This window comes from Micromonospora echinofusca (assembly GCF_017614955.1).
GTDB lineage: Bacteria > Actinomycetota > Actinomycetes > Mycobacteriales > Micromonosporaceae > Micromonospora > Micromonospora echinofusca_A.
Map to the genome: position 1 here is coordinate 1 of NZ_WVUH01000079.1, position 23,303 is coordinate 23,303.

The 23,303-nt window shown below is 71.6% G+C and carries 10 protein-coding genes; 7 read left to right on the forward strand and 3 right to left on the reverse strand.

Annotated features, from left to right (window positions below):
- Positions 1 to 33 precede the first annotated feature (33 nt).
- Positions 34 to 1,293 (forward strand): aminotransferase class V-fold PLP-dependent enzyme, encoded by a 1,260-nt coding sequence (locus tag GSF22_RS11825; protein WP_208813588.1) that lies wholly within the window; start codon positions 34 to 36, stop codon positions 1,291 to 1,293.
- On the opposite strand, the gene GSF22_RS11830 is transcribed toward GSF22_RS11825, so the two are convergent.
- Complete coding sequence (locus GSF22_RS11830) at positions 1,278 to 2,429, reverse strand: FUSC family protein (RefSeq protein WP_244367176.1); 1,152 nt, start codon at positions 2,427 to 2,429, stop codon at positions 1,278 to 1,280. The two genes, GSF22_RS11825 and GSF22_RS11830, sit on opposite strands and share 16 nt — an antisense overlap.
- A 234-nt stretch (positions 2,430 to 2,663) precedes the next feature.
- On the opposite strand from GSF22_RS11830, the gene GSF22_RS11835 reads away from it, so the two are divergent.
- A complete protein-coding gene (locus GSF22_RS11835; RefSeq protein WP_208813581.1) occupies positions 2,664 to 4,064 on the forward strand; it encodes an FAD-binding oxidoreductase in 1,401 nt (466 codons plus the stop codon).
- Between the two features lie 7 nt (positions 4,065 to 4,071).
- Here the strand turns inward: GSF22_RS11835 and GSF22_RS11840 are convergent, their stop codons facing one another.
- A complete protein-coding gene (locus GSF22_RS11840; protein ID WP_439957764.1) occupies positions 4,072 to 5,901 on the reverse strand; it encodes a glycerol-3-phosphate dehydrogenase/oxidase in 1,830 nt (609 codons plus the stop codon).
- Positions 5,902 to 6,077: 176 nt separating this feature from the next.
- Between GSF22_RS11840 and GSF22_RS11845 the strand changes: the two genes are divergently transcribed.
- The 5 genes from GSF22_RS11845 to GSF22_RS11865 all read left to right on the forward strand — a co-directional run bounded on the left by GSF22_RS11845 (position 6,078) and on the right by GSF22_RS11865 (position 21,160).
- Positions 6,078 to 8,534: a S8 family serine peptidase gene (locus GSF22_RS11845; RefSeq protein WP_208813582.1), complete on the forward strand. Its 2,457-nt coding sequence runs from the start codon at positions 6,078 to 6,080 to the stop codon at positions 8,532 to 8,534.
- 103 nt (positions 8,535 to 8,637) lie between these two features.
- On the forward strand, positions 8,638 to 9,594 hold the full coding sequence (locus GSF22_RS11850) for a GNAT family N-acetyltransferase (RefSeq protein ID WP_208813583.1): 957 nt from the start codon (positions 8,638 to 8,640) through the stop codon (positions 9,592 to 9,594).
- Positions 9,595 to 10,075: 481 nt separating this feature from the next.
- A complete protein-coding gene (locus tag GSF22_RS11855) occupies positions 10,076 to 14,434 on the forward strand; it encodes a LamG-like jellyroll fold domain-containing protein (RefSeq protein WP_208813584.1) in 4,359 nt (1,452 codons plus the stop codon).
- A complete protein-coding gene (locus GSF22_RS11860; protein ID WP_208813585.1) occupies positions 14,431 to 20,778 on the forward strand; it encodes an RHS repeat-associated core domain-containing protein in 6,348 nt (2,115 codons plus the stop codon). Before GSF22_RS11855 ends, GSF22_RS11860 begins: the two co-directional genes overlap by 4 nt.
- Before the next feature lie 22 nt (positions 20,779 to 20,800).
- Positions 20,801 to 21,160, forward strand: coding sequence for a hypothetical protein (locus tag GSF22_RS11865; RefSeq protein ID WP_208813586.1), 360 nt, complete (start codon positions 20,801 to 20,803; stop codon positions 21,158 to 21,160).
- 211 nt (positions 21,161 to 21,371) lie between these two features.
- Here the strand turns inward: GSF22_RS11865 and groL are convergent, their stop codons facing one another.
- On the reverse strand, positions 21,372 to 22,994 hold the full coding sequence (groL, locus tag GSF22_RS11870) for a chaperonin GroEL (protein ID WP_208813587.1): 1,623 nt from the start codon (positions 22,992 to 22,994) through the stop codon (positions 21,372 to 21,374).
- Positions 22,995 to 23,303: the final 309 nt, after the last annotated feature.

The following is a 23,303-nucleotide window of genomic DNA, read 5'->3' on the forward strand; positions in this document are numbered from 1 at the left end:
GGTGCCGCCCGCCCCGCCGCCGCGACCCACGACGTGACCGGGCCGCTCGACGTGCTCGGGGTACCCGGGGAGATCAACCTCGACTACGCGGCCAGCGCACCCTGTCTGCGTGCCGCCGCCGACGCGGTGACCGGACTGCTGCCCTGGTACGCCAGCGTGCACCGGGGCGCCGGGGCGCTCTCGGCACACTGCACCCTCGCCTACGAACGGGCCCGGCAGACCATCGGCGACTTCTTCGGCGCCCGTACCGACGACCACGTGATCGTCACCCGGAACACCACCGACGCGCTCAACCTGCTGGCCCGGGCGCTGCCCGCCGGTACCACCGTGGTCACCTTCGCCGGGGAGCACCACGCGAACCTGCTGCCCTGGCCGACCGGTACGGTCCGGCTGCCGGTACCCGACTCCCCCGCCGCCGCGGTACGCACCCTGGACGCGGCCCTGCGGGAGCTGCGGCGCGGTCCGGCGGGCCGGGCCACCGACCGGCCGGTCCTGGTCGCGGTCACCGGCGCCAGCAACGTCACCGGCGAGTGCTGGCCGGTCGCCGCCCTGGCCCGGCAGGCACACCGGCACGGCGCCCGGATCGTGGTGGACGCCGCCCAGCTCGCCCCGCACGTGCCGGTCGACCTGGCCGCGCTCGACGTGGACTACCTGGCCGTCTCGGGGCACAAGCTGTACGCCCCGTTCGGCGCGGGGGTGCTGATCGGTCGCGCCGACTGGCTGGACGCGGCACCGCCGTACCTGGCCGGTGGGGGCGCCACCGGCCACGTCGGTGACGCCACCCACGACGTACGGTGGGCGACCGGCCCGGGCCGGCACGAGGCGGGTACCCCGAACCTGCTCGGCACGGTCGCGCTGGCGGCGGTCTGTACCGCCCTGGCGGAGGCGGACCGGGCCGCCCTGCACGCCCGGGAGCAGGCCCTGCTGACCCGGCTGCGGACCGGTCTGGCCGCGCTGCCGGAGGTGGTGGACCTGCGTACCTTCGGCGCCGACGCCGAGCGGGTCGGCATCGTGTCGTTCGTGGTGGCCGGACGGGACTCCGCCGAGATCGCGGCGACCCTGGCCCGGGAACACCGGATCGGGGTACGCGACGGACTGTTCTGCGCCCACCCGCTGGCCCGGCGGCTGCTCGCCGAGGCGGCGGCGCGTACCGGTCGACGGGACCTGCCGCCGACGGCCCTCCGGGTCAGCTTCGGTCTCGGCAGCACCGCCGACCAGGTGGACCGGCTGCTCGACGCGCTCGCCGCGATCGTCCGTCCCTCGGGACCGGCCCGCCGTCAGCCGGCCCCCTGATCGTCGGGGTTGCTCTCCGGCTGGCCGGACGGGCGCGGCGGGTCGCCGAACGCCTCCCGGACCAGCCGGTTGGCCTCGTCCTGGTCCAGACCGCTCGCCTTGATCAGGTCACTGGCGGCGGTCCGGACCTGCGCGATCACCACGCTGCCGGAGAAGCCGACCCCCTCCCGGTAGGCCCGGCCGGCCTGGCACACGGCCTGCATGAGCCGTTCCCGGGCGTCGTCGGGATCCTTGCCGACCGCGAACTCGTGCCGCAGGATCCGGACCGACTCGGCCAGGCTCCGGACCGCCTCGGGCATCGCCTCCGGGATCGGCTCCTCGTCCTCGATCAGGGTCACCGCCCGGCGGATCAGCGTGCCGCTGTTGCGCATCGCCCGGTCCACCGGTTCGGCCGCCTCCGCGTAGTGGGTCAACGCCTCGCGCCGGTGCCAGCGGGCCGGGGAGAGGGTGGCGGTCTCCTTGGCCCCCTCGATCGCCTCGGTGAACGCATCCAGCTCCGGCTGGTTGCGCCGTAACCGGTCCAGGGCCCGCTGGCAGCGGGCCGGATCGCGGGTGGCAAGTGCCTCCGCCGCCTCGGTGAGCTGGTCGGCGAGCAGGTCCAGCGCCGGACGGGCCGCCCGGTTGATCACCCGGAGCGGGTTCAGCGGCAGCAGCAGAGCGGTGACCAGCAGGGCCACCCCGCCCCCGACGAAGGACTCGATGAACCGGGGGATCTCCAGGTCCTTCACCGACGGGCTCAGCGTGACGATCAGCACGGCGGTGGCCGCCGACTGGATCACCACGGCCACACTGCCGCCGAGGAAGACGGCGACCACGATGGCGAGCAGGACGACCGTGCCGAGCTGCCACGGGCCGGTCCCGAAGATGTAGATCAGGATGTCCCCGATCAGTACCCCGAGGGCCACGCCGATGATCAGCTCGATGGTCCGCCGCAACCGCTGCCCGACCGAGGCGGCCAGCGTGCCGACCGCCGAGATCGGCGCGAAGACCGGCTGCGGGTTGTTCAGCAGCTCGTGGGCCGCCACCCAGGACAGCGCGGCGGCGAGTCCCGCCTGCGACGCCAGCACCAACGACATGCGGACCTGGTGGATCCGGTCCCGCAGGGTGGCGTGACCGCGGTGCCGCAACTGGGCCATCACCGCCGCCAGCCGCTGCCGGTCCCGCGCGTCGGCGTACCGCTCGCCGGGGCGCGCCGGTGGATCGGCTGACGTGTCACGGCCTGCGGACATGGGCCGGACTACCCGCCGTACCCGGGGTGAATCCTGGGTACCGGGACGAATCGGCCCGGGTGGGCGGGACGACCCGGCCCACCTGGCGGGCCGCGTCGGCCGGACTGGTCGCCCCGACCGGGCCGGGTCTAGCCTCAGCTCATGGCCGCCGCCCCGATCCTCGCCGACCTGCGTGCCGCGCTCGGCGACGCCGCTGTGATCACCGACCCGGACCTGCTCCGGGGGTACCGGCGGGACGAGGCGGATCTCTGTGCCGCCGGTACCCCGCTGGTGGTGGTCCGGCCACGGAGCACCGAAGAAGTGGTCGCGGTGGTCCGCAGGGCGGCCCGGTACGGCGTACCGGTGGTGCCGCAGGGCGCGCGGACCGGCCTGGCCGGGGCGGCCAACGCGGTCGACGGCGCGGTGGTGCTCGCCATGACCGCGATGGACCGGATCCTGGAGATCGACCCGGTGAGCCGGATCGCCGTGGTGCAGCCCGGGGTGGTCAACGCCGCGCTCGCCGCCGAGGTGGCGAAACAGGGCCTGCGGTACCCGCCCGATCCGGGCTCCTGGGAGTCGTCGACCATCGGCGGCAACGTGGCCACCAACGCGGGTGGGATGTGCTGCGTCAAGTACGGCGTGACCACCGAGTACGTCCTCGGCCTGGAGGTGGTGCTCGCCTCCGGTGAGGTGCTGCGGACCGGTCGGCGGACCGCCAAGGGGGTGGCCGGGTACGACCTGACCCGGCTCTTCGTCGGTTCGGAGGGCACCCTCGGGGTGATCACCGAGGTCACCGTGGCGCTGCGGCCCGCACCGGAGGAGTCCCTGAGCCTGGTCGCGGTCTTCCCGTCCACCGCCACGGCCGGCTCGGCGGTGGCCGAGATCGCCGCCCGGGGTCTCACCCCGAGCCTGCTCGAACTGCTCGACCGGACCCACCTGCGGGCGATCGAGGCGTACCAGCCGATGGGGTTGCGGACCGACGCGGCGGCCCTGCTGCTGGCGGCGGCGGACACCGGCAGCCGGGCGGCCGACGACCTCGCCCTGATCGCGGCGGCCTGCGCGGCGTCCGGCGCCGACGAGGTCTACGCGGCGACCGACGCGGTCGAGGCCGCCGCCCTGCTACAGGCCCGCCGGCTGGCCCACCCGGCGATGGAACGCCTCGCCGCGCAGACCTACCCCGGGGGCAACGGCGGCCTGGTCATCGACGACGTCGCGGTACCGCGCGGTGCGCTGGCCGCCCTGCTGGACGGGGTGACCCGGATCGCCGAACGCTGCGGCGTCCCGATCGGGGTGGTCGGGCACGCCGGGGACGGCAACATGCACCCGAACATCGTGGTCGACCGCGCCGACCCGGCCAACCTGGACCGGGGCCGCCGGGCCTTCGACGAGATCATGGAACTGGGTCTGTCGCTCGGTGGTACCTGCACCGGCGAGCACGGGGTCGGACTGCTCAAGCGGGACTGGCTGGCCCGGGAGATCGGCCCGGTCGGGGTCCGGGTGCACCAGGCGATCAAGGCGGCCCTCGACCCGACCGGCCTGCTCAACCCCGGCAAGGTGCTCTAGCTGGCGCTCAGGTGGTGGAGGGCAGCGGTGTACCGCCCGGCTCGACACCCCGGTCGGCGGCGAGCCCCCGCACGTCCGGTACGCCGAGCCGGGCCGCGTCCGCCGCGATGTCGTCCGGCATCTGCTGCGACTGGCGTTCCGCCTCCACCCGCGCCCGGTAGTGCTCCACCTCGCGGGCCCGGGTCGCCGCGTCCCAGCCGAGCACCGCGCCCATCAGTTCGGCCGCATGGCCGGCCGACTCGGTACCCCGGTGGGCGGTCTCGAACGAGATCCGCATCCGGCGGGTGAGCACGTCGTCCAGGTGCAGGGCCCCCTCGGCCCGGGCCGCGTACGTCACCTCGGCGGCCAGGTACTCCGGCGCACCGGCCAGCGGGGCGGCCTGCAACGGGTCCGCCGCGATCAGGGCGAGCAGTTCCAGGGTCAGGTTGCCGTACCGTTCCAGCAGGTGCTCCACCACCCCGACCGGCATCCCGTGCCGGCGGGCCAGGTCCGCCCGGTCCCGCCACAGCGCCGCGTACCCGTCGGCGCCGAGCAGCGGCAGGTCGGCGGTGCGGGACGGGCGTCCCCCGCCGAGCCGGCGCACCGCCCGGTCCACCACGTCCGCCGCCATCACCCGGTACGTCGTGTACTTGCCGCCCGCCACCAGCAGCAGTCCGAGCATCGGCTCGACCACCGCGTGCTCCCGGGACAGTTTCGAGGTGGAGTCCGCCTCGCCGGAGAGCAGTGGCCGCAGCCCGGCGTACACCCCCTCGATGTCGGCGGTGGTCAGCGGCCGGTCGAGTACCGCGTTGACCTGGGCGAGCAGGTACTCGATGTCGCGGGCGGACGCCGCCGGGTGGGCCCGGTCGAGCTGCCAGTCGGTGTCCGTGGTGCCGATGATCCAGTGCCCGCCCCACGGGATGACGAAGAGCACCGACGTGGCGGTCCGCAGGATCAGCCCGGTCTCGCCGGTGATCGCCGAGCGGGGTACCACCAGGTGCACCCCCTTGGAGGCGCGTACCCGCAGGCCGGGGCGGAGCCCGACGTCGTCGAGCATCCGCGACATGTCGTCGCTCCACACGCCGGTCGCGGCGATCACCGTACGGGCGCGTACCTCGAACTCGGCGTCCGGGGAGCCCTCCGGCGCCTCCAGGTCCCGCACCCGGACCCCGGTCACCTCGCGGGCCTGCCGGAGCAGCCCCACCGCGCGGGCGCTGGTCACCACGGTCGCGCCGAGGCTGGCGGCCGTCCGGGCCAGGGTCACCACCAGGCGGGCGTCGTCGACCTGCCCGTCGTGGTAGCGGATCGCGCCGGAGACCGCGTCGGAGCGCAGGCTCGGGAAGATCCGCCGGGTCCCCTCGCGGGTCAGGTGCCGGTGCAGCGGCATCCCCCGGCCGCCGCCGAGGAGACCGGCGAAGGCGTCGTACATCGCGACACCGGCGCCGTAGTACGAACGCCGCCAGAACCGGCCGGGTACCGCGCGTACCCCCTCGCCGGCCGGCAGCGGCACGAGGATGGGTACCGGCCGGACCAGGTGCGGGGCGAGCCGGGTGGCGAGCAGCCCGCGCTCGGTGAGCGCCTCGTGGACCAGCCCGAACTCCAACTGCTCCAGGTAGCGCAGCCCGCCGTGGATCAGTTTGCTGGACCGGCTGGAGGTCCCGGCCGCGTAGTCACGCGCCTCGACCAGGGCGACCTTCAGCCCCCGGGAGGCGGCGTCCAGGGCGGCTCCCGCCCCGGTCACGCCACCGCCGATGACCAGTACGTCGAAGTGCTCGGCCCGCAGTCGGCGCAGGTCGGCTGCGCGCCGGGTCGGGGAGAGCTGACCGGCGACGGCTCGGGACACATTCGGATCACGCACCCGTCCACGGTAACCGCCCCCGCCCCTCCTCGGCGATCATGGAGTTGCGGTGCCCCACATAAGCCACATAACCTCTCATATCTCCCACCACAAGTCCATGATCGACGCGTGGTGGGACGTGCCGGCCGCGAGCAGGGACGCCGCCGGTGCCGGCGGGGCGCCGTACTGTGCACTACATGCACCCCGGTCCCGCCGACGTACCGCCGCCACTCCCTACGGGACCGCCGCCACTCCCGACGGGCGGGCCGGCACCGGCACGGGCCCACCCCCTGCTGGTGGTGGCCACCGCGCTGCTCGGCTGCTGGACGGTGGCGGTGACCGTCGGCGCCCAGGGGTACACCTGGCTGTTCGAGCAGAGCCTGCTCATCGCCGGGCAGAACCCACGGCAGTGGGAGTGGTCGCCGACCGGCGCGCTCAACACCGTCCTGGTCGCGTTGCCCGCCGGGCTGCTGGCGGTACTGCCCCGGTCGGCCGCGATCCGCGCCGCAGGCCGGGTGTGGTTCACCGGGGCGCTGCTGCTGGCCGTACTCGACGCGCTGCGGGCCGTACCGGTCGGGCAGCACGAGCTGTACCTTGCCGCGCTGACCGCCACCGCCGCCCTGGCCACTCTGGTACTGCACCTGCCGGCCACCCGACGCCGGGGCACCCCGGCCGACGTGCCGGTCGACGGGCGACGCCGGGTACGGCTGCTCGCCATCGCCGCCGGGGCACTGCTGGTGCTGCCCTGGGCGGTGGTCGGTGCGCTCGGTGGGGCACTGGAGACGCTGCTGGCCGTCCTCGCCGCCGGGGCCCTCGGCAACCTGGCGGCGGCGCTGCTCAACGGGTCGTTCTGGGCCGCGTACGGCCTGCCGGCCGAGGTGTCCCGCCCCCGCGCGGCACGGCTGGTGATACTCGGTGGGCTGGTCGCCGGGGTGGCTCTGCTGCTCCTGGCCGCCGGCAGCGGGCAGACCGGCACCCAGCTCGCCGCCCTGCTCGTCGTACCGCCCGTCACCTTCACGATCGCCGCGTTGCAGCAGCTCTCCGCCACCTCGGTCGGCCCGACCGGGGGTACCGCCGTCCGGTGGGTCACCGGACTGGCCGTGCTCGGGCCGCTCGCCTTCGTGGATCCGGAGGAGATCACGCTGGTGCTGGTCACCAGCCGGGACGTGCCGTACTGGACGCTCGTGGCCACCGCCGGCGGGCTCCTCGTCGCACTGCTGCTCGGGCTCGGGACCGGGATCGGCGCCGGCCGGACCGCCGCCCGGCTCCCCCGTCGGGGTACCGCCACCGTGCTGGCGCTCAGCGCCGTGCTCGTCGCCGGCGCCGGGTACCTCGGCCCCGGCCAGCCCGGCCTGCACGGGGAACGCCTCTTCGTCGTCCTCACCGAACAGGCCGACCTGACCGCCATCGCCGGTCACCGTCCCGGGCAGCTCGACCGGGACACCCGGGCCGCCGAGGTGTACCGGCGGCTCGTCGAGACGGCCCGGCGTACCCAGGCCGACCTGCGCCGCGATCTGGACCGGCTGCACCTGCCGTACACGCCGTACTACCTGGTCAACGCCGTGGAGGTCGCCGGTGGGCCGGAGGTGCGCGCCTGGCTGGCCCGCCGGCCGGAGGTGGCCCGGGTCCTGGTCGGTCAGCGGGTACGTCCGCTGCCGGCTCCCGCGCCGACCAGCCGGGGCGACGCCCCCGCACCGGCCACCCCGCCCTGGAACCTGACGATGATCGGCGCGCCCCGGGTGTGGTCGGAACTCGGGGTGACCGGCGCCGGAATCACCGTTGGCGGCTCCGACTCGGGTGTCGACGCGACCCACCCGGCCCTGGCCGCCGGATTCCGCGGCGGTGCCGACTCCTGGTACGACCCGTGGGAGGCGAGCCGGGCGCCGGGCGACCGGAACGGGCACGGTACCCACACCCTGGCCAGCGCGGTCGGTGGCGGCAACGTCGGGGTGGCCCCGGGTGCCCGGTGGACCGGCTGCGTCAACCTGGACCGCAACCTCGGCAACCCGGCGCACTACCTGGACTGCCTCCAGTTCATGCTGGCCCCGTTCCCGGCCGGCGGGGATCCGTTCACCGACGGCAACCCGCAGCGGGCCCCGCACGTCCTGACGAACTCGTGGGGTTGTCCGCCGATCGAGGGTTGCGACAGGGACGTCCTGCGACCGGCCACCGCCGCACTGGACGCGGCCGGCATCTTCGTGGTGGTCGCCGCCGGCAACACCGGACCCGACTGCGGGACGGTCGACACCCCGCCGGCGGTCTACGGCGACGTCCTCGCGGTCGGCGCGGTCGACGCCGCCCGCCAGGTGGCCGGTTTCTCCAGCCGGGGACCGACCCCGGCCGGGGCGACCAAACCGGACCTGGTGGCGCCGGGGGCGGACGTCCTCTCCGCGATGCCCGGTGGCGGGTACGCGGTGCAGAGCGGCACCTCGATGGCCACGCCGCACGTGGCCGGGGTGGTCGCCCTGATGTGGTCGGCCAATCCGGAGCTGATCGGGGACCTGCCGACCACCCGGCGCATCCTGCGGGAGACCGCGCACCCGGTGGCGCCACCCTCGGGTGCCGACGCGTGCGGGGCGCCCGAGGAGAGTCGGGGTGCGGGCCTGGTCGATGCGTACGCCGCCGTCCGGGCGGCCCGCTCGGTGCAGAAGTGATGGCAAGGGGCCCTTCCTATCGTTTCCGGTATAGGAAGGGCCCCTTGTTAACACGGAAACATTGCTTCCCGTCCGGTCCGCCGATGGCCTATGGTCGGCGACCATGGAACCGGAGATCACCCTCAGCGAGCTGACCGACGACCAGGTGCCGGCGGTGACCGCCCTCTGCGCCGAGGCGCTCGACCTGGCCGACGACGCCGCCGAGGCCGGGGCGATCCTGGCCACGCTCCGGGTACGCGCCGCCGCCGACCGGCCGGTGGTCGGCTTCGTCGCCTGGCGGGGCGGGCCCGGTGGCCGGCACGGCGGGGACGGCGGGACGCCCGTCGGGGTGGTGATCGGCTCGATGTCCCAGCGGGAACCGGGTCGGGGGCACGTCGACCTGCTCGCCGTGGCACCGGACAGTCGACGGAAGGGGATCGGGCGCAGCCTGCTGGCACGCGTCGAGGAGGCGCTCGCCGGCCTCGGCGCGACCGAGGTGGTACTCGCCGGCAACCCGCCCCACTACGCCTGGCCCGGCATCGACGTGCGCTACACCCCGGCGGTCTGCGCCGCACTGGCGCTCGGGTACCACCAGCACAACACGGCGTGGAACATGACCGCCGACCTCTCGTACCCCGGATCGCCGGCCCTGCGGTCGACGGCGGCGGCGGAGAGCCGGCTGGCCGGCCAGGGTGTGGTCGTCCGGCGGGCCGAGCCGACGGACCTGCCGGCGCTGACCCGGTTCGCCCGGGAGACCTTCGGCGGGAGCTGGGACGGCGAGTTGGCCAACTCGGTGGGCCGGCCGGATGCCGGCTGCCATCTCGCCCTACGGGACGGGGAGATCATCGGGTTCGCCGCGTACGGCTCGTCCCGGCCGAGCTGGTTCGGCCCGATGGGTACGGCCCCCTCCGCCGAGGGTTCGGGTATCGGTGGCGTCCTGTTGCGGCGCTGCCTCGCCGACCAGCGGGCCGGCGGGCACGACCGGGCACAGATCGGCTGGGTCGGCCCGGTGCCCTTCTACTCGGGTAGTGCCGGGGCCCGGATCGAACGCGTCTTCTTTCTCTACCGAAAAGCACTCTGAATCTCCCGTCTGGCATATCTGGAATATGCGCGATAATTGCGGGAGGTATCGCAGAAAGCGTCACCGCAAACTTCGCCCGCAGTTCTCGACCTGACCGAAGGAGCGACACTTTCGGCCGCCGCCGTGACCGGCCGGAACGGTGCATGCTGGCCGCCACGCGGGTCTTCAACCTGCCCGGAAACAGCTCACGATCCCAGCTGAAACACCCCATGGGCCCATCAAGCCGACATTCGAACGTATCGTGGCATGTCCTACAAGGAACGTTATTTCGACTATCTAGGACTGTAATTACTTTAGCGCCGATGTTTGCCACCTGCCCCTGATTGGGCGGGCAGCCCGGGCAGGAGCAGGGAAAACGCGGATTTGCGATCTTGCCGGCCCAGCGGAAGATCCTTTACGCTCCATCGACTGATTGGCATGCTTCAACCAGGAAGTGAGCGTAATGGCTGCACAAGCCGTTGTTTCGGGGGCCCGGCGAACCGTGGCCAGACTGCTGTCCCTGCCACTGTTGGTGGCAGGGATCTTTGTAGCACCACCGGAGAAACCGGCGACCGCCGCTCCGCCGCCCGCTCCGGAGGCCGCCGCCTCGGAGCAGGCCCGCCGGAGCGGCCGGAGCATCGACGTCCCGGCGTTGACCACCGAGTCCCAGCGGGTCGTGGCCAACCCGGACGGCACCTTCACCGCCCAGATCCACAGCGGGATCGCCCGGTTCAAGGACCGTACCGGCCGCTGGACGGACGTCGACCTCACCCTCGTCGAGCGGCCGGACGGCACGGTCGCGCCGAAGGCCCACCCGCGCGGCCTCGTGCTGGCCGGCGCGGGCCCGGTCGGCGAACACACCCTCGCCAGCATCCGCGTCGACGGGCACGAACTGGCGATGGGCTGGCGTGGCACGCTGCCCCGACCGACGCTCGACGGCACCCGGGCCACCTGGTCCGGTGTCGAGCCAGGGCTCGATCTGGTGGTCGAGGCCACCCGGACCGGATTCGAGCAGTTCCTCGTCGTCCACGACCGTGCCGCAGCCGCCCGGGTCAGGTCCGTCACGCTGCCGTGGCGGGCCACCGGTCTCGCCACCCGGACCGGTGACGACGGACGTCTGGAGTTCGTCGACGGCAAGGGCCGGGCCCTCGCCTCGGTACCCGCCGCGGAAATGTGGGACGCCCGGACCTCCCGGATGACCGGTGAGCCGACCCGGCGGGGCGCGGTCAAGGTCCGGCACTCCCGTACCGACCGGTCCCGCGCGGCCTTCGACAGCGACCTCGTGCTCACCCCGGACGCCCGCGTCCTCGACGACCCGGCGGTCCGGTTCCCGGTCACCATCGACCCGAACGTGGTCACCCTGTCGCCGCAGTTCGACACCTTCGTGCAGAACAGCTACTCGTCCGACCAGTCCGGATCGGTGGACCTGAAGCTGGGGTACGTCGACGACTCCGGCATCTACACCGCCCGCTCGTACCTGCGTTACGCGAACCTGGGCCAGTACGCCAACACGACGGTGCTCTCCGCCATCCAGTACCTGTGGAACTACCACTCCTGGTCCTGCACGGCGGCGTCCTGGGAGGCGTGGCGGGTCGGCCCGGTCGACACCTCCACCCGGTGGACCAAGCAGCCGACCTGGTACGCCAAGGCGGGCTCGTCGTCGCTCACCAAGGGGTACAACTCGAACTGCGGGGACGGCTGGGTGACGGTCGACGTCAGGAGCGCCATCCAGCACTCGTTCAGCAACAGCCTCTCCACCGCCCAGATCGGTCTGAAGGCGACCAACGAGAAGAGCCACTACGGGTGGAAGCGGTTCCACTCGGCGCAGGCGGCCAACGCGCCGTACGTCTCCCTGACCTACAACCGGGCACCCACCGCGCCGACCGAACTCAACGCCGGCTCCAAGCCCTGCGCCACCGGGATGACCGTGTCGACCACCTCCGGTCAGCCACGACTCCAGGCCCGGGTCAGCGACCCCGACGGCGACTCGCTGACCGCCCGGTTCTTCCTGGCCGAGCAGGGTACCGCCCTGCCGGCGTCGCCCACCGCCTCCGTCACGGCCGGTTCGGGCACCATCGCCACCGTCACCGTCCCCACCTCGGTCTCCCTGGTCGAGGGACGCAGCTACGTCTGGGCGGTGGAGGCGAAGGACGCGAACGCCACCGGGAAACGGTCGAGCTGCACCTTCAAGATCGACAATGGCACGCTCCAGAAGGTCCCGGTCATCACCTCGGTCGACGGGGTGTTCCCCCGCGACGGTGCCGGTGCCGGCCCGGGGATCAGCGGCGAATTCAAGCTGGAGTCCAACGGCGTGGCCACGGTCGACCGGTACCGCTGGCGCACCATCTACCGCGGTGTGACCTCGCCGTGGACCCAGATCACCGGCTCGAACACCCGGTGGTTCACCTGGACGGTGCCCTTCGACGACGGGGACACCGACGGCGGTCCGGTGCCGGTCGAGCTGCTCAACCAGGGCGGTCAACTCCAGATCGAGGTGCAGATGGGTGATCCCAACCTCGGCTGGTTCAACAACGTGGAGACCTACACCACCCAGATCAGGTCCGCCCCGGGCATGATCGCCCACTGGACGATGAACGACGACGACGGTGCCGGCCAGCTCGTCGACGAGATCGACCGCTCGGAGACCCTGCCTGCCGGCCGGTATCCGGCGACGGCCGTCAACCTCACCAAGTCCTACGAGCACTTCGGCGACTTCGGCAGCTCGTGGTCGTTCAACGGGACCGACTCCAAGGCGACGGTGGTACTCCCCCAGGCCGCGTTCGACACCCTGGAGGCCCGGCCGTTCTCCTTCTCGGCCTGGGTACGGCTGGCCGACAAGAACGCCGACCGACCGGTGATCGGCGCGCTGCTCGACGGCAACTACGACACCTGGAGCCTGCGCTACGCCAAGGACCTCGACCGCTGGCAGATGCAGACCGACCACGGCTACTGGCACATGGAGTCCGATACCGCCCCCGAGGTCGGGGTCTGGACCCACCTGGCCGTGGTCACCTCCGGCAAGCGCGCCCGGCTGTACGTCAACGGCATCCAGAACGGGCCGGAGAAGTTCCTGGACCCGTACAGCTACGCCGAGGACGAACACTGGATCGGACGTTCGGCCGAGGCCGCCTTCGCCGGTGAGATCGACGACGTGCGGTTCTGGCGGAGGATGCTCGACCCACGGGAGATCGCCGCGATGGCCACCGCCGAGGTGGCCTCCTGGGACCTGGACAACTCGGTCGTGTCGACCAGGAGTTCGCCGTACGAGCAGTACTACCTGAACGCCGCCGACAGCAACGGTCCGGCCGACATCACCTCCAACCTGGAGGACCCGGCCCAGGCGGCCTGGTGGACCGGGGTCGGGCACCACCCCGGTGACGGTGGATCGGTCGTACTGGACGCGGCCCAGCAACGGCGCCTCGACGTCCAACCGGGCGCACTCCCGCAGATCGTGCAGACGGACCAGTCGCTGAGCGTCGCGGCCTGGGTGCACCTCGACACGGTGCCGACCGGCACCGAGGGCCAGAGCTGGGACGTGGTCAGCCAGGACGGGGTCTGCCGGTCCGGTTTCCAGCTGGGCGCCAGGATCGTCTCCGGGCAGGCCAACTGGTACTTCGGCATGGCCGACCGGGACACCGTCTCCAGCAGCGATCCGAGCTGCGACACACCGACCCTGACCACCGCCCGCACGCCGATCACGGCTGCCCAGGTGGGCCAGACCGGGACCGGCGAGGAGGCCACCGACGTCTGGGTGCACCTGGTCGGCGTCTTCGACGCCGGCAACCAGAAAATTCGGCTCTTCGTCGACGGACAGCAGGTGGGCGAGACGGCACGGGCCGCACGTTGGGCGTCCAGCGGACCACTCGCCATCGGACGGTCCCAGTCGGCGTCGGCCGGTACGCCCGCCGGACCGGTCAACTTCCTGACCGGGCGGGTCAGCGCGGTGCGGGTACACCAGGGGGCCTTCTCGGTGGATGCGGTGGCCCGGGCCTACGTGCTCGACGGCGGTACACACGCGAGGACCGCCGGCCGGGCCGACATCAGTGCCGCCACCGGTAGTGCGGCCTGCCAGACGACGGAGGGAGCGGACCGGGCGGTCGACGGGATCGCCGCCGCCGGATCGAAGTGGTGCTCCAGCGCCGCCTCGAAGTGGTTGCAACTCCAACTCGCCGAGCAGCAGACGATCACGAGCGTGGTGCTCTGGCACGCGTACGCCGGTGGCGAGTGCTCCTGCTGGAACACCAAGGACTACGACATCCAGACGTCCACGGACGGCACAGCCTGGACCACCGCACTCCAGGTCCGGGGCAACACCTCGGCGGTGTCCCGGCACACCTTCACCAGCCCGGTCTCCGCGCGGTACGTCAAGGTCGTCGTCATCACGCCGACCCAGAACGGCGCCACCACGGCCCGCCTCTACGAGGTCGCGGTCTACACGGCCACGAAGGCCACGGTCAGCCAGGCCGCGCTCACCACACCGAACCGCAGCCCCTGCGCCACGAACGAGGGGCCGGAGAAGCTCGTGGACGGGATCGTCGCCGGATCGAAGTTCTGCTCGTACTACGGCTACGACCTGCATCTGACCCTGGCCACCGAGGTACCGGTCACCGGCATCGTGCTGTGGCACGCCCAGGCCGGTAACGAGACCCCGGAGTACAACACCGTCGACTACGACATCGAGGTCTCCACGGACAACGCGACCTGGTACCCGGTCCGGCAGGTCCGCAACAGCACCGCAGCCGTCACCGAGCATCCCCTGGCGTACCCCACCCGCGCCAGATACGTCCGGGTACGCGTACTCCGCTCCGATCAGATCGACACCCGCTACGCCCGGATCTACGAGATCGAGGTCATGAAATGAGGCTACGGGGAAGAGCCTGCCTCGCCGCCCTGTCCGCCGGCATCGTGCTGGTGCCGGTCCTGGTCGCCGCACCGGCCCCGGCAGCGGCCCAGCCGGACCAGCGGCCGCAGCAGTCGCGCCGGGTGAAGCTGGGAAAGGCGGTCGTCGCCGCCCATCCGCTGCCGGAGGTGCCGGTGGCGGTACCCGGCCGACCCGTCTGGCCGACCGGTGGTACCACGGTCGACCTGCCCCCCACCAACGCCACCGGGGTACCCCCGGCAGGTCTGCGCGGTCGGGGGCCGGGGGCCGGTGCGCTGGTCCGCGTCGGTAGCCAACCGGTCTGGGTCGGCCGGACCGCCGCCTCCTCGCCCGAGCGGGTGGCGGTGTCGACAATCGAGCCGGACCGGGCCCGCGCTGCCGGCCGGGACCTAGTCGTCCGGGTCGACCGGGCCGACGGCCGGGCCACTGCCGGCCCGGTGGCCGTCACCCTGGACGTGTCCGGCTTCCGCAACGCCGTCGGCGGGGACTGGGCGGACCGGCTCCGCCTGGTCGCGCTGCCGGACTGTGCCCTGGCCACGCCCACCGCACCGCAGTGCACCGCCGTACCGCTGCCCTCGACCCGGTCCGGGAACCTGATCTCCGCCGACCTGACGGTGGCCCCGTCGGCCCTGGTGGCACTCACCGCGGACACCGGTTCCGGTTCCGGCGAGTACGCCGCCACCAGCCTCTCCCCCTCCGCGACCTGGTCGGCGGGCTCCGGGTCCGGTGGGTTCTCCTGGTCGATGGACCTGCGGGTACCGCCGGCACTCAACGGCCCGGCGCCCAAGATGACGCTCGGCTACTCGTCCCAGGCGGTCGACGGTCGGACCGCCGCCACCAACAACCAGCCGTCCTGGGTCGGTGAGGGGTTCGACTGGTCCCCGGGCTACATCGAACGGCGGTACGTGTCGTGCAGCGACGACATGGGCACCGGCGCCAACAACACCACCAAGACCGGCGACCAGTGCTGGAAGACCGACAACGCCACGATGTCGCTGAACGGCAGCGGCACCGAGCTGCTCTACAACGCCACCGAGGACCGGTGGCACGGCCGGGCCGAAGACGGGTCGCGGATCGAACGGCTGACCGGGGCCAGCAACGGCGACAACAACGGTGAGTACTGGCGGGTCACCGCCACGGACGGCACGCAGTACTACTTCGGCCTCAACCGGCTCCAGGGCTGGACGTCGGGGAAGGCGGAGACCAACTCGGTGCAGACCGTGCCGGTCTTCGGCAACAACTCCGGCGAGCCGTGCCACCAGAGCACCTTCACCGGCTCCGACTGCGTGCAGGCGTACCGCTGGAACCTCGACTACGTCGTCGATCCGCACGGCAACACCATGTCGCTGTGGTGGAAGCGGGACACCAACAGGTACGGCAGCAACGGCTCCGAGACCGCTCTCCTGGAGTACGTCCGCGACGCGTACCTGGACCGCATCGACTACGGGACGCACCAGCGCGATCTGGTGAACTCGGTGAAGACGGACACGGTGTTCACCGCGAAGCCGGTACCCATGCGGGTCGAGTTCGGCACCGGTGACCGCTGCCTGACGAACTGCTGGACCGGCAGCGAGCCGAACAAGCCGAGCTGGACCGACACCCCGTGGGACCTGCGCTGCACGGCCGCGCCCTGCGACGACCACTCGCCCGCGTTCTGGTCCAGCAAGCGGTTGTCCACCATCACCACCCGGGTCTGGGACGCCGGCACGGCCGGGCACCGGGACGTCGAGCGGTGGACGCTGACGCACTCCTACCCCGATCCGGGGGACGGCACCCGGGCCGGGATGTGGTTGCAGCGGATGTCGCACAGCGGCCTGGTGGGGGGCACGGCGACCCTGCCGGACATCGTGTTCACCCCCGTGATGTTGGACAACCGGGTGGACACCGCGCTCCAGAACGGGCTCCGGCCGATGCGGTGGGCCCGGTTGAAGCGGGTCACCAACGAGACCGGCGGCATCGTCGACATCGACTACCTGCCGACCGAGTGCGTCGCCGGGGCCACCCCGGCGCCGGAGTCGAACACCAAGCGCTGCTACCCGAACAGGTGGACGCCGGAGAGCCAGGAGATCGTCGACTGGTTCCACAAGTACGTCGTCGCCGAGGTGCGGGAGACCGACGCCACCGGACCCGCCGCCGGTAGTCCGCTGACCAAGACGACCCGGTACGAGTACGTCGGCGGGGCCGCCTGGCGGTACTCCGACGACGACGGCCTGACCAAGGACAAGTACCGCACCTGGAACCAGTGGCGCGGCTACGAGACGGTGCGCACCCTCGTCGGCACCGGCACCGAGCAGGTACGCAGCGAGACCCGGTTCTTCCGGGGGATGCACGGCGACCGGGCCGGTACCTCCGGCGGCAGCAGGGTGGCCCGGCTCTCCGACTCGAAGGGCTTCCTGACCAACCTCGACGACCTCGACGAGTTCGCGGGGATGACGTTCGAGAGCCGGTCGTACGACTCCCCCACCGGCAACCCCATCTCCGGGACCGTCAGCCGGCCCTGGCGCTCCGCCACCGCCACGGCGACCCGCTCGGTCGGCGGGCAGACCGTCGAGGCACGGTTCACCGGGGTCAGCGAGACGTGGAACTGGTCGAAGCTGGACGGCGGACGGCCGGACCGGGTGACCCACACCGCGGACACGTTCGACGCCCTCGGCATGGTGACCGAGCACCTCGACGACGGGGACCTGGCGGTGACCGGCGACGAGGTCTGCGCGTTGACCGACTACGCCCGCAACACCGGCGCGCACCTGCTGTCCTACCAGTCACGGGTCCGGACCTACGCGCTGACCTGTGCGGCGGCGAAGCAGCCGGGCCGGGTGTTCACCAAGAACGAGATCACCGGCGAGGTGCGGACCTACTTCGACGACCAGGCGTGGGGGGTCGCCCCGTCCCGGGGTGAGACGACCCGCGTCGACTCGTTGAAGGACTGGGTCGGCAACGCCTTCGTCCCCGTCACGACCAGCCGGAACGCCTACGACGACTACGGTCGGGTGACCGACGCGTGGGACGTGGACGGCAACCGTACCGGCACGGCGTACACGCCGGCAGCGGACGGCCCGGTGACCGGGATCGCCACCACCACCGGCCCGGACTGGACCGCGTCGACCGTGGTGGAGCCAGCCTGGGGTTCGGTGACCACCAGCATCGACGTCAACAACCGGCGTACCGACGTGGTGCACGATCCGCTGGGCCGGATCCAGCAGGTGTGGAAGCCGGGCCGGTCCAGGGCCACGTTCCCCGGCGCCCCGAGCCTGGAGTACCTGTACCACATCTCCGACACCGAGGCGTCCGCGGTGGAGACCCGGGAACTCGGCCCGAACGGCAACTACGTCGCCAGCTTCATGCTGTACGACTCGCTGCTGCGGCTGCGGCAGACGCAGGTCCCGACCGGCGACTCGTCGGCCGGGGCGGTGGTCCGGGACACGTTCTACGACTCGGCGGGCCGGGTGTGGCGGACCTACGGTCCCTACATCCCGGAGACGACCGACACCCCCGCCCCGTCGCCGCACCTGTCCCGCCCACCGGCGAACGGGTTCGACACGATCGACGAGTGGTACAAGACGGACTACGACAGCGCCGGCCGGACGATCCGGGAGAGCCGGTTCTTCGGGGTCGTCAAGAAGTGGGAGATCCTCACCGCCTACCCGTCGGCGGACCGGGTCGCGGTCACCCCGGCCGCCGGGGGCACCGCGACCAGCACGGTCAAGGACGCCCTGGGGCGCACCCGGGAACTGCGCCAGCACCATGGCCCCACCCCGGCGTCGACGTACGACAGCACCACGTACGACTACGACGCGAAGGGCCACCTGGTCCGGATCACCAACGCCGAGCAGACCCGGTGGGAGTACGAGTACGACATCCTGGGCCGGCAGACCAAGGCCACCGACCCGGACAAGGGGGTGACCACCAGCACCTACGACGACGCCGGCCGGCTCACCTCGACGGTCGACTCGCGGACACCGCCGGTCACCCTGCACTACACCTACGACCCCATGGGTCGCAAGACCGGCCTGTACCAGGGGGTCGTCGCCCCGGCCAACCGGTTGGCGAAGTGGGAGTACGACGGGCTGACGAACGCCAAGGGCATGCAGACCTCGGCCACCCGGTACGTGGGTGGTGAAGCCGGCGCCGCGTACGTGTCGTCGGTCACCGCGCTCTCCCCGTTCGGTACGCCCGCCCAACAGAAGATCATCATTCCGGCGGGCGAGACCGGACTCGCCGGCACCTACACCTACGACCACACCTACAAGCCGAACGGCGAGCCGAACACCTCCAGCCGACCCTTCATCGGCAAGACGACCGGGCTGTACCTGGGCGTCGAGACCCTGACGACCATCTACAACAACCGGGGCCAGTCGGAGCGGCTGAACACCACCGGAGGCGGTACCAGCTACGTGACCGGGACCGGCTTCACCGACCTCGGTGAACTGGGCACCATCACGCTGCGCAACAACAACGGACCGGTCGTGACCATCGGCCACTACTACGAGCAGGAAACCCGCCGGCTCAGTCGTACCTGGGTCACCCGGGACACCGCCCCGTCGACGGTGACCGACACGAACTACTTCTATGACGATTCCGGATCGATCACCTCGATCCGGGAGGACTCCACCCTCTCCGGCACCGAGACCCAGTGCTTCGAGCACGACCATCTCCGGCGGCTGAAGCAGGCGTGGACGCCGTCCTCCGGGAACTGCGCGGTGGCACCCACGGCAGGCACCCTGGGAGGTCCGGCACCGTACTGGCGGGAATGGGAGATGAACCGGGCGGGCAGCCGTACCCGGCAGGTCGACCACGCGGCAGGGACCACGGTCAACTACGGTCTGCCCGCCCCCACCGCACCCCAGCCGCACGCGGTGACCCGGACGACCGACGGGAACGACGTGGTCACCGGGACCTACACCTACGACGGCGCGGGGAACACCCTCACCCGACCGGCCCCGTCCGGCGGGCAGCAGACCCTCACCTGGGACGCGGAAGGGCACCTGGCGTCGTCACAGGACGGCACCGGGACGACGACCTACCTCTACGACGCCAACGGGCAGCGGCTGATCCGCAAGGATCCGCTGGGCAAGACGCTCTACCTGCCGGGTCAGGAACTCCGGGTCAACCCCGCGGGTACCACGGTGCTGTCCTGCATCCGCTACTACACCTGGGCGGGTCGGACGGTGGCGATGCGGGCCGCCGGGGCCACCGGGCTCAACTGGATCGCCGGCGACCGGCAGGGCAGCGTGAACACCACGATCGCCGCCACCGGCAGCCAGACGGCGGCGATCCGGCGGCAGGACCCGTACGGCAACGCCCGGGGCGCCACGACCGGCTCCTGGCCGTCCCTGCTCGACAAGGGCTTCGTCGGCGGTACCCGGGACAACAGCGGGCTGACCCACCTCGGCGCCCGGGAGTACGACCCGTTCCTCGGGCGGTTCATCTCGGTCGATCCGATCATCGACCACAACGACCCGCAGCAGATGAACGGGTACGCGTACTCGTCGAACTCGCCGGTCAACCTCAGCGACCCGGACGGGCTGCGACCGTTCGACGATCTCGACGGGCGCAGCAACCTCAACGGGAAGCGGGCCAATCCGTACTCCTCGGACGCGGAGGAGCGGGCCGCCCAGCGGAACGCCGCCAAGGCACACCGGCTCCGGCAGCAGCGGTACCACCAGATCATGCACACCGGCTACCTCGGCATCCGTAAACGGGTCGAGGGCCGGGTCAAGGACATGATGGATTCGGCCGAGCGGGCGTCCGGGGGTCGTGCGGGCGGAAAGGGTGGCGCCGTCCGCAGGCTGGCGAAGGAACTCGTCGAGGACTTCACCGAGGACATGCTCGTCGACCACCTCATCAAGAAGGCCCTGGAACGGATCGACGAGTCCCGGTCCGAGTACAAGGAGACACCGACGAACCCCGGGTTCGCCTTCGACGACGAGGAGTTCTTCATCGCCTTCGAACTCGCCTTCAACGGGCACACGGTGGAGTCGAGGGACGAGAAACTGCTCACCGTCGGGAACCCGGACCTGGAGGTGTTCGACGCCTACGTGGACGACGTCCGTACCGAGTTCAAGACCCTGCACTCCAACAAGGCCGACCGGGTCAAGTCGGACCTCAGCAAGGCCCAGAACCAGCACGCCACCCGGGTAATCATCAACGTGGTCAACGACGACGTGGAGGGCGAGACCGTCCAGAACGGGATGAAGAAGTTCCTCGGCTACCACCCCAACCCCACGCTGAAGGAGATCGGGGTGATGGGTGAGGTCGAAGCCAACATCCAGCCCCTCACCCGGGATCTCGACTGCGCGGGATGGGACTGGTGGGAGAATTGCTAGGCCCGGCGGGAGGAGCAGACTGATGGATCTCGTCGTCCGGTTCGGCCTGGTCACCGGTGAGCGGGACACCCGGGTGGTCGTTCCCGCTCTGGAGGAGGCGCTGTCGGTCTTCTTCGAGCCCAACCGGACGCCGGACACCTACTCGGCCTACGTCGAGCCGGAGGACGTCAGCCTCTCGCTGCGCTTCGACTGGCCGGTCGAGTCGGCGTTCGAGCAGGCCTGCCCGCACGTCATGTCCGTGGAGACCGGGAAACGGCACAACATCCCGGCACTGGGGAGGGTCTTCGGCCAGATCGCCGCCTCGGGCAGGTTCCGGGCCGCGATGCTGATCGACTGGGAGGAGATCGCCATCACCCGGGGCGTACCCGAGCAGGACGGATAGCCCGGAGCGCAGTGACCCGACGGGGGTCGACGGCTCCCGTACCCCTGGATGCAGCAGTTCCGGAGGCCCGGCGGCATGCCGCCGGGCCTCCGGCCGCCCGGCGTCGGGTGGCCCGCCGCGAGGTGGCCGCCCTCCGGGGGTGACCGGAACAAACGGAACGGGGCGGACCGCCTGCGCGGTCCGCCCCGTTCGTGGCGTTACTGGACTGGACTCAGAAGTCCATGTCCCCGCCGCCCGGGCCAGCCGGGGCAGCCGGGGTCTTCTCCGGCTTGTCCGCCACCACAGCCTCGGTGGTGAGGAACAGGGCCGCGATGGAGGCCGCGTTCTGCAGCGCCGAGCGGGTCACCTTGGCCGGGTCGATGATGCCGGCCTTGAGCAGGTCGACGTACTCACCGCTGGCGGCGTTGAGGCCGTGACCGGCGTCCAGGTTGCGGACGCGCTCCACGACGACGCCACCCTCCAGGCCCGCGTTGACGGCGATCTGCCGCAGCGGGGCGTCCAGCGCGAGCTTGACGATCTGCGCACCGGTCGCCTCGTCGCCGGCCAGGTCCAGCTTGTCGAAGGCGGTCTTGCCGGCCTGCACCAGCGCGACGCCACCACCCGGGACGATGCCCTCCTCGACGGCGGCCTTCGCGTTACGGACGGCGTCCTCGATGCGGTGCTTGCGCTCCTTCAGCTCGACCTCGGTGGCCGCGCCGACCTTGATGACGGCGACGCCGCCGGCCAGCTTGGCGAGGCGCTCCTGGAGCTTCTCGCGGTCGTAGTCGGAGTCGCTCTTGTCGATCTCGGCGCGGATCTGGTTGACCCGGCCCTGGATCTGCTCGGCGTCACCGGCACCGTCGACGATGGTGGTCTCGTCCTTGGTCACCACGACCTTGCGGGCGCGGCCCAGCATGTCGAGGCCGGCGGCGTCCAGCTTGAGGCCGACCTCCTCGCTGATGACCTGGCCACCGGTCAGGATGGCGATGTCGGCCAGCATGGCCTTGCGGCGGTCACCGAAGCCCGGCGCCTTGACGGCGACCGACTTGAAGGTGCCCCGGACCTTGTTGACGACCAGGGTGGCCAGGGCCTCGCCCTCGACGTCCTCGGCGAGGATCACCAGCGGCTTGCCGGACTGCATGACCTTCTCGAGGATCGGCAGCAGGTCCTTGACCGAGGAGATCTTGCTGTTGACGATCAGGATGTACGGGTCGTCGAAGACGGCCTCCATACGCTCCGGGTCGGTCATGAAGTACGCCGAGATGTAGCCCTTGTCGAAGCGCATACCCTCGGTGAGCTCCAGCTCCAGCCCGAAGGTGTTGCTCTCCTCGACGGTGATGACGCCTTCCTTGCCGACCTTGTCCATCGCCTCGGCGATGATCTCGCCGACGGTGTTGTCACCGGCGGAGATGGAGGCGGTGGAGGCGATCTGCTCCTTGGTCTCGACGTCCTTCGCGAGCTTGAGCAGCTCCTCGGAGACCGAGCTGACGGCGGCCTCGATGCCCCGCTTCAGGGCCATCGGGTTCGCGCCGGCCGCGACGTTGCGCAGGCCCTCACGGACCAGCGCCTGGGCCAGGACGGTCGCCGTCGTCGTACCGTCACCGGCGACGTCGTCGGTCTTCTTCGCGACCTCCTTGACCAGCTCAGCGCCGATCTTCTCGTAGGGGTCCTCGAGCTCGATCTCCTTGGCGATGCTCACACCATCGTTGGTGATGGTGGGGGCGCCCCACTTCTTCTCGAGCACGACGTTGCGGCCCTTGGGACCGAGCGTCACCTTCACGGCGTCGGCGAGGGTGTTCATGCCCCGCTCGAGGCCACGGCGCGCCTCTTCATCGAACGCGATCATCTTGGCCATACGGCGTTGTCCTCCTGGACACTCACGGGCCACCCGAGTGTGTGCCCCGGATGGGCCGCCTGATTACGCACCTTCGGACGTCACTACCTGGCGACAGCGACGTCCGTCGGCCGGGCCGGACAGCCCGCGACGACCGGCCATGTGCCGCGCACCGTCTCCGGTACGACGACCGTGGCCCTACCGCCCCGACCATTGGCACTCACATGCCGCGAGTGCCAATCACTTGTTTAGCACTCTCGCATGCCGAGTGCAAGCACGACCGGCCCGGGCAGCCCGGTCCGGTGACGGCCGGGAGGCCCGGGAAGGTGG

Excerpts from the sequence above, each read along its gene's own strand:
- GSF22_RS11830 (WP_244367176.1), bottom strand. The coding sequence starts at position 2,429 with ATGGCCCAGTTGCGGCACCGCGGTCACGCCACCCTGCGGGACCGGATC.
- GSF22_RS11835 (WP_208813581.1), top strand. The coding sequence starts at position 2,664 with ATGGCCGCCGCCCCGATCCTCGCCGACCTGCGTGCCGCGCTCGGCGAC.
- GSF22_RS11845 (WP_208813582.1), top strand. The coding sequence starts at position 6,078 with ATGCACCCCGGTCCCGCCGACGTACCGCCGCCACTCCCTACGGGACCG.
- GSF22_RS11850 (WP_208813583.1), top strand. The coding sequence starts at position 8,638 with ATGGAACCGGAGATCACCCTCAGCGAGCTGACCGACGACCAGGTGCCG.
- GSF22_RS11860 (WP_208813585.1), top strand. The coding sequence starts at position 14,431 with ATGAGGCTACGGGGAAGAGCCTGCCTCGCCGCCCTGTCCGCCGGCATC.
- GSF22_RS11865 (WP_208813586.1), top strand. The coding sequence starts at position 20,801 with ATGGATCTCGTCGTCCGGTTCGGCCTGGTCACCGGTGAGCGGGACACC.
- groL (WP_208813587.1), bottom strand. The coding sequence starts at position 22,994 with ATGGCCAAGATGATCGCGTTCGATGAAGAGGCGCGCCGTGGCCTCGAG.